The organism is Nocardioides sp. (genome assembly GCF_034670285.1).
Classification (GTDB): Bacteria; Actinomycetota; Actinomycetes; order Propionibacteriales; family Nocardioidaceae; genus Nocardioides.
In genome coordinates this window covers 1-6737 of record NZ_JAXMNS010000195.1, presented here as the reverse complement: position 1 = coordinate 6737, position 6737 = coordinate 1, and the positions used below count along the sequence as shown (strand labels likewise).

The 6737-nt window shown below is 69.7% G+C and carries 10 protein-coding genes and 3 tRNA genes; 3 read left to right on the top strand and 10 right to left on the bottom strand.

Annotated features, from left to right (window positions below; translation table 11 throughout):
• Positions 1 to 264: 264 nt before the first annotated feature.
• The 4 genes from rplK to VOI19_RS11120 form a co-directional block, all read right to left on the bottom strand.
• Positions 265 to 693, bottom strand: a complete 429-nt coding sequence (gene rplK / locus VOI19_RS11135; protein ID WP_323793033.1) for a 50S ribosomal protein L11 — start codon at positions 691 to 693, stop codon at positions 265 to 267.
• A 146-nt stretch (positions 694 to 839) separates the two neighbouring features.
• On the bottom strand, positions 840 to 1760 hold the full coding sequence (locus VOI19_RS11130; RefSeq protein ID WP_416366373.1) for a transcription termination/antitermination NusG family protein: 921 nt from the start codon (positions 1758 to 1760) through the stop codon (positions 840 to 842).
• Between the two features lie 72 nt (positions 1761 to 1832).
• Complete coding sequence (gene secE / locus VOI19_RS11125; protein ID WP_323793031.1) at positions 1833 to 2090, bottom strand: preprotein translocase subunit SecE; 258 nt, start codon at positions 2088 to 2090, stop codon at positions 1833 to 1835.
• A gap of 48 nt (positions 2091 to 2138) precedes the next feature.
• Positions 2139 to 2211 (bottom strand) — tRNA-Trp (locus VOI19_RS11120).
• Between the two features lie 162 nt (positions 2212 to 2373).
• On the opposite strand from VOI19_RS11120, the gene VOI19_RS11115 reads away from it, so the two are divergent.
• Both VOI19_RS11115 and VOI19_RS11110 read left to right on the top strand, forming a co-directional pair.
• Positions 2374 to 3402: an adenosine deaminase gene (locus VOI19_RS11115; RefSeq protein ID WP_323793030.1), complete on the top strand. Its 1029-nt coding sequence runs from the start codon at positions 2374 to 2376 to the stop codon at positions 3400 to 3402.
• Entirely contained in the window at positions 3399 to 3692 is a 294-nt protein-coding gene (locus tag VOI19_RS11110) for a DUF1905 domain-containing protein (protein ID WP_323793029.1), read from the top strand. The genes VOI19_RS11115 and VOI19_RS11110 overlap by 4 nt, the downstream gene beginning before the upstream one ends.
• Before the next feature lie 17 nt (positions 3693 to 3709).
• On the opposite strand, the gene VOI19_RS11105 is transcribed toward VOI19_RS11110, so the two are convergent.
• From VOI19_RS11105 to VOI19_RS11080, 6 genes are all read right to left on the bottom strand, one after another.
• Entirely contained in the window at positions 3710 to 4756 is a 1047-nt protein-coding gene (locus tag VOI19_RS11105; protein WP_323793028.1) for a UDP-N-acetylmuramate dehydrogenase, read from the bottom strand.
• A complete protein-coding gene (locus VOI19_RS11100; RefSeq protein ID WP_323793027.1) occupies positions 4749 to 5135 on the bottom strand; it encodes a MaoC/PaaZ C-terminal domain-containing protein in 387 nt (128 codons plus the stop codon). The genes VOI19_RS11105 and VOI19_RS11100 overlap by 8 nt, the downstream gene beginning before the upstream one ends.
• Positions 5135 to 5530, bottom strand: a complete 396-nt coding sequence (locus VOI19_RS11095) for an FAS1-like dehydratase domain-containing protein (RefSeq protein ID WP_323793026.1) — start codon at positions 5528 to 5530, stop codon at positions 5135 to 5137. Before VOI19_RS11095 ends, VOI19_RS11100 begins: the two co-directional genes overlap by 1 nt.
• 69 nt (positions 5531 to 5599) lie before the next feature.
• A complete protein-coding gene (gene rpmG, locus VOI19_RS11090; protein WP_300401187.1) occupies positions 5600 to 5770 on the bottom strand; it encodes a 50S ribosomal protein L33 in 171 nt (56 codons plus the stop codon).
• A gap of 39 nt (positions 5771 to 5809) precedes the next feature.
• Positions 5810 to 5883: transfer RNA gene (locus VOI19_RS11085), tRNA-Met, on the bottom strand.
• Positions 5884 to 5919: 36 nt separating this feature from the next.
• A tRNA-Thr gene (locus tag VOI19_RS11080) sits at positions 5920 to 5992 on the bottom strand.
• A gap of 32 nt (positions 5993 to 6024) precedes the next feature.
• On the opposite strand from VOI19_RS11080, the gene VOI19_RS11075 reads away from it, so the two are divergent.
• A partial coding sequence (locus VOI19_RS11075; protein WP_323793025.1) for a thioesterase family protein occupies positions 6025 to 6737 on the top strand: 713 nt, incomplete at its 3' end.

Genomic DNA, 6737 nt, shown 5'->3' with positions numbered 1-6737 from the left:
TCTGGTCGGCCTTGCGGGGGTCGACCCCGAGGCGCATGACGACGTCGACGGTCTCGTCGAACTTCTTCTTGCTGGTGGTCTTGGCGATCTTGATCGCGGCCAGCGGGGCGTGGAGCTCGTCCTGGTTGAACGTCTCGATCGCCGCGCGGTAGTTCTTGCTGCGCTGCATGAGGATTCTTCTTTCTGTTGAACCGAAGATGTGGTCGTTGTGAGCCAGCGCGGCTCTGCCACAGGTGCTAGGGGGCGCTCACGCGCGATGGACTGTCAGTCGGTGGTGACGCCCATGGAACGAGCGGTGCCCTCGACGATCTTCATCGCGGCATCGATGTTGTTGGCGTTGAGGTCAGGCAGCTTGGTCGTGGCGATCTCGCGGATCTGGTCCTTGGTCAGCTTGCCGACCTTCTCCTTGTGCGGGACGCCCGAGCCCTTCTGCAGGCCGGCGGCCTTCTTGATCAGCTCAGCCGCGGGCGGCGTCTTGGTGATGAAGGTGAAGGAACGGTCCTCGAAGATGGTGATCTCGACGGGGATGACGTTGCCGCGCATGGACTCGGTCTGGGCGTTGTAGGCCTTGCAGAAGTCCATGATGTTGACACCGTGGGGACCGAGAGCGGTACCGACGGGCGGGGCCGGCGTCGCGGCACCGGCCTGGAGCTGCACCTTGACCAGCGCAGCAATCTTCTTCTTGGGAGGCATGACTCTCTCTCTTTCTTCGATGTGGTCATGTCGAGGGCGTACGTCGCCCCCTGCCACGGGGTGTTGCTAATGACAAGTGTGGACGGTGGTTGCAGATCTACGAAATCTCACCGGGTTTCGAGACGCGTCACGCCCTCGGCCGGGACTCAGACTCGCTGAATCTGGTTGAAGCTGAGCTCGACCGGGGTCTCGCGGCCGAAGATCTCGACGAGCGCCTTGACGCGCTGCGACTCGGCGTTGATCTCGGTGATCGTCGCGTGCAGCGTGGCCAACGGGCCGTCGACGACCATGACGGAGTCGGAGATGTCGAAGTCGGCGACCTCGATCTGCTTCTTCGCGGTGCCCGAACCACCCGAGGGCGACGGCGTGCCCGCGGCAGCAGCAGCGACCTCGGCAGCGGCCTGGACCTCGGGGGCGAGCATGTTCTCGACCTCTTGCATGCTCAGCGGCACGGGCTGGTGGCTGTTGCCGACGAAGCCGGTGACTGAGGGCGTGTGACGCACGGTCGACCAGGACTCGTCGGTGAGGTCCATGCGGACCAGGACGTAGCCGGGCAGCGACGGCTTCTTGCGCGTGCGGCGCTGGCCGTTCTTGATCTCGACGATGTCCTCGATGGGGACCACGATCTCGTGGATGTAGTCCTCCATGTTGAGCGAGACGATCCGGTTCTCGAGGTTCGACTTCACCCGGTTCTCCATGCCGGAGTAGGTGTGCACGACGTACCAGTCGCCCGGCTTGGCCCACAGCTCGCGGCGGAACGCCTCGAGCGGGTCCTCCTCGGCGACCTCGGCGTCGGCGTCGAGCTCGGCGCCCTCCACCTCGGAGTCGACGACGTCGGACGACTCGGCGACGGCCTCGTCGGCGAGGTCACCCTCGGTCTCGACGATCTCCTCGACGGAGTCAGCGGTCGGCTCGACCTCGAGGACGTCGTCGATCGGGTCGTCGTCGATCTCGGCCGCGACGGGGTCGGTGCCCTCAGCAGCGCCCTCGGTGGCCTCGACGACGTCGTCGACCACGTCCGGGGTCTCGGTGGACTCGGGGTACTGCTCAGACACGTGTTGCTCCATCGATTGCTGTTAGGGGGACGCGGCTTGCCGAACCGGGTGCGGCCGGCTCGAGAGCCTGGCCGCGGTCGCGGATCAGATGTTGTCGCCGCCCGCGAAGACCGCGAAGGCGAGCTTGCCGAAGCCCAGGTCGAGAGCCGAGACGATCGACATCATCACGATCACGAAGAACATGACGACGAAGAAGTAGGTGACGAGCTGCTCCTGGGTCGGGTAGACCACCTTGCGGAGCTCGGCGACCACCTGACGGTAGAAGGTCGGAAGACTCGTGCGCCTCGGCGCGTCACCGGGCCGGTCGTCCCGGTCACCGCGTACAGCGCTGCTGTCCGACACGCCATTCACCTCTCGGTCGTTGTGTTGTGCTGCTGGAAAGGAATCGTGCAGGGCACGAGGGACTTGAACCCCCAACCTTCGGTTTTGGAGACCGATGCTCTACCAGTTGAGCTAGTGCCCTTCGTCGATCTCTCCCACCCTCCGACCGGCGACACATGACTGGCACGCGGGCACGGCAAAGCATGGGGAAGATCCACCAATCAGGGAGTCTACGACCAAGAGGAAGCGCAGGTCCAAAACGCCCCCCGTTCGCGCGCATCGGCCCGGCCCTACGATGAGCCCGATGAGGGACCTGCACACGCTGCCCAAGGCACACCTGCACCTGCACTTCACCGGCTCGATGCGCCACGAGACGCTCCTCGAGCTCGCCGAGCGCGACCACGTCTCGCTGCCGGACTCCCTCGTGAGCGAGTGGCCGCCCCACCTCAGCGCAGCAGACGAGAAGGGCTGGTTCCGCTTCCAGCGGCTCTACGACGTCGCCCGTTCGGTCCTGCGCACCGAGGACGACGTACGACGGCTGGTGCGCGAGGCTGCCGAGGACGACGTCCGCGACGGCGGCCGGTGGCTGGAGATCCAGGTCGACCCCAGCGGCTACGCCGCCCGCTTCGGCGGCATCACGGCCTTCACCGACCTCGTGCTCGACGCCGCGGCGGAGGCCTCGGCACGCACGGGCCTGGGCATCGGCGTCGTCGTCGCGGCCAACCGCACCCGGCACCCCCTCGACGCCCGCACGCTCGCCCGCCTCGCTGCGCAGTACGCCGACCGCGGCGTCGTCGGTTTCGGGCTCTCCAACGACGAGCGGCGGGGCAGCACCGCCGACTTCGCCGGCGCGTTCGCGATCGCCGAACGTGCCGGCCTGGCCCTGCTGCCCCACGGCGGCGAGCTGCGTGGCCCCGAGCACGTGCAGGTGTGCCTCGACGAGCTGCGCCCCGATCGGCTCGGCCACGGCGTCCGGTCGTCGGAGGATCCCGACCTCCTCGCGCGCGTCGTCGACGCCGGCGTCGCGCTGGAGGTCTGCCCGGTCTCCAACGTCGCCCTGGGGGTCTACACCGACCTCACGTCGGTGCCGCTGCCCACGCTGCTCGAAGCCGGCGCGACCGTCGCCCTGGGCGCCGACGACCCGCTGCTCTTCGGCTCCCAGCTGGCCGGGCAGTACGCCACGATGCGTGCCGCCCACGACCTCGACGACGCCACCCTCGCCGAGCTGGCGCGGATGTCGCTGCGCGCCTCGCGCGCGCCTGCCGAGGTGAAGGCCGCCGTGCTGACCGAGATCGACGACTGGCTCGCCGCCACCCCCGCCGAGGCGCCGTGAGCGTCCAGGAGCTCACCTTCACTGCGCCGCTGTGGCTCCACGACGGCGGGGTGTGGCTGCTGGTGACGGTGCCCGAGGACGTCAGCGCCGACGTCCGCCTGTTCGGCGGGCCACCGAGGGGGTTCGGGTCCGTGCGGGTCGAGGTGACGGTCGGACGAACGACCTGGCGAACTTCGGTGTTCCCCGACGGCCCCCGGTTCGTGCTCCCGGTGAAGAAGGCGGTGCGCACGGCCGAGCACATCGACGTCGGCGATCCCCTCGCGATCGTGCTGCGCGTCCTCGGCGACTGACCTGGTGCCGAGCGACCCTAGAGCTCGCAGCCGACGAGCACCGGCTCGTTGACCAGCCTGATGCCGTACGCCGCCTCGACGCCGTCGCGCACGGCACGGGCGAGGAGCAGCAGCTCCTCGGTGGTGCCGCCGCCGCGGTTGGTGACGGCGAGCGTGTGCTTGGTCGAGAGCGAAACTCTCGCCCCCGCGAGCGGGGCGGCGTAGCCCTTGGCGAAGCCGGCGTGGTCGATGAGCCAGGCGGCGCTGGTCTTCACCAGGTCGTCTCCGGCCGGCCAGGCGGGGGCACCCTCGGGCACCTGCGCGGCGGGCACGACGGGGTTGGTGAAGAACGACCCCGCGCTCCACGTGTCGTGGTCGGCGGCGTCCAGCACCATCCCCTTGCCGGCCCGTAGGCCCAGCACCGCGGCCCGCACGTCGGCGAGCGGCGCGCGCTCCCCCACGTCGACGCCCAGCGTGCGCGCCAGCTCGGCATACCCGACCGGGGCCGAGAGACTGCCCTGGCGCAGCTGGAAGGTCACGTCGAGCACGACGTGGCGGCCGGGCTCGGCCTTGAAACGGGAGTGGCGGTAGCCGAAGCCGCAGTCGGCGGCGGCGAGGGTGCGCCGGCACCGGTCGTGGCGGTCCCACACGCGCACCCGGGCGATCGTCTGGGCGACCTCCTGCCCGTAGGCGCCGACGTTCTGGATCGGGGTGGCACCGGTCGACCCGGGGATCCCCGAGAGCGCCTCGAGCCCGACCCAGCCACGCTCGACGGCGACGGCCACGACGTCGTCCCATGACTCCCCGGCCGCCACGGTCACGAGCGCCCCGCCGCAGCCGGGCTCGTCGTCGACGTCGGCCGAGATCCCGGACGTCCTGACGGCCACCACCGTGCCCGCGAAGCCCTTGTCGGCGATCACCAGGTTGCTGCCGCCGCCGAGCACCAGCAGCGGCTCACCGGCGTCGTCCGCGGCGCTCACGGCCGCGACCAGCTCGTCGTCGGTCGTGGCCGTGACGAAACGTCGCGCCGCTCCACCGAGACGCAGGGTGGTGTGCTCGGAGAGCCGGATGTCGCCCTCAGCCACGGAGCCGCGCCTGGGCGCCTCGTGGACCGAACACCTTCGCGCCGTCGCAGAGCACCTCGATCGAGACGACCGAGCCCTCACCCTCGGCTGCGTCGCGGGTGGTGGCGCTCATCGTCACCTCGGCGCCGCCGGCCGGGACCACGACGGGCTTGACGAACTTGCCGCCGAGCTCGACCACGTCTGACTGCGGCACCCCGCACTCGGCGAGGTAGCGGCCGACGAGGGCCAGGGTGAACATGCCGTGGGCGATCACGCCCGGGAGGCCGACGCTGCGGGCGACGTCCTCGTCCTGATGGATCGGGTTGTGGTCGCCGCTGGCGATCGCGTACGCCGTGAGGTCGGCGCGGGTGACCGAGTAGGTCTTCGGCTCGAAGGCCATCACTCCTCGCCTCCCCGGTGGACGAGCGTCGCGGTGCCGGTGCACACCAGCGCGCCGTCGGCGTCGGTCACCGCGCTCGTCGTCGAGACGATGTCGTTGCCGCCGATCTGGCGCAGGCCGGCGACGGTCAGCGCCACGGTGAGGTGGTCACCCGGCAGCACCTGGCGCTCGTAGGCGAACTTCTGCTCGCCGTGCACGATGCGCGACAGGTCGAGCTGCTCGGCCTCGAGGAACCCCATCATCGCCGCGAACGCCGGGACGATCGGGAAGGTCAGCGGCGCCGGCCCTCCGTCGTACTCCTGGCCGAGGGCGGCAGCGAAGGCTGCGACGGCGCCCGTCGTGACTTCCACAGCAGGCGGGGGCGGGTAGGTCCGGCCGATGATCGAGGCATCCACGACACGAACGTAACGCAGAACGAGCCCGCCCCCTCGCGGGGACGGGCTCGTTGTGCGGTGCTGCGTGGTTCAGCGGGTCTCGCGGTGCGCCTTGTGGGTGCGGCAACGCGGGCAGAACTTCGCCAGCTCCATACGATCGGGGTTGTTGCGGCGGTTCTTCTTGGTGATGTAGTTGCGCTCCTTGCAGTCCACGCACGCGAGCGTGATCTTGGGGCGAACATCGGAGCTCTTGCTGGCCACGGGCTGTCCTTCAGTTGCTGGTGCGGTTGGTCGGTGCGGTAGCGGGAGCGGGACTCGAACCCGCGACACCACGATTATGAGTCGTGTGCTCTAACCACCTGAGCTACCCCGCCAGGATGTGGTGGTGACTCCGGTTGGATCACACCCAGAGCCCCTTTACGGAATCGAACCGTAGACCTTCTCCTTACCATGGAGACGCTCTGCCGACTGAGCTAAAGGGGCAACGACGCAGAACTGTACACAGGGGGTTGCGAATGGAGAAATCGGACGGCACGAGGGCGTTCTACGGCCTCTCCGAGAGGGCTCTCGACGGCCCCGAGGTGGTGTCTGCGACGGTCGCCCCGACCCCCGCCACAGCGGGTCCGTGGACGTCGGAGGCGCAGCACGGAGGGCCGCCCGCGGCACTGCTCGCGTGGGCGATCGAGGAGCTCCCCGCGGCCGCCGGCGCGACCGTCGGACGATTCACCATGGAGCTCTGGGGGCCGGTGCCGCTGACCGCGTTGCGGGTCACCGCACGCGTCCTGAGGCCGGGCCGGTCGGTCACGCTGGCACAGGCTGAGCTCGTCGACGTCGAGCGCGGACGGGTCGTCGCGACCGCCCAGGCGTGGCTGCTCCCTCTGTCGGACGACGGGCCGGGGCGCACCTCACCGCTCCCCCACGGTCCCGACGACGGCGTCCCGCACGAGCGCCCGGCGACCTGGAACGGCGGCTACCTCGACGCCATCGACTGGCGGTGGATCACCGGTGCGCTCGACGAGCCCGGCGACGGCGTCGTCTGGATGCACTCCCCCGCACTGCTCGAGGGCGAGCCGATCTCACCGGTGCAGCGGCTGCTCGCGTGCGTCGACTCGGCGTCCGGCGTGAGCGCGGCGCTCGACGTCGCCGACTGGGGCTTCCTCAACACCGACCTCACCGTCCACCTCCTGCGCCCGCCGGTCGGTGAGTGGATCTGCCTCGACGCCGAGAC

What these genes read in the sequence shown, in the direction of transcription:
- rplK (WP_323793033.1), bottom strand. Translation starts at nt 693, where the DNA reads ATGCCTCCCAAGAAGAAGATTGCTGCGCTGGTCAAGGTGCAGCTCCAG.
- VOI19_RS11130 (WP_416366373.1), bottom strand. Translation starts at nt 1,760, where the DNA reads ATGGAGCAACACGTGTCTGAGCAGTACCCCGAGTCCACCGAGACCCCG.
- VOI19_RS11115 (WP_323793030.1), top strand. Translation starts at nt 2,374, where the DNA reads ATGAGGGACCTGCACACGCTGCCCAAGGCACACCTGCACCTGCACTTC.
- VOI19_RS11100 (WP_323793027.1), bottom strand. Translation starts at nt 5,135, where the DNA reads ATGGCCTTCGAGCCGAAGACCTACTCGGTCACCCGCGCCGACCTCACG.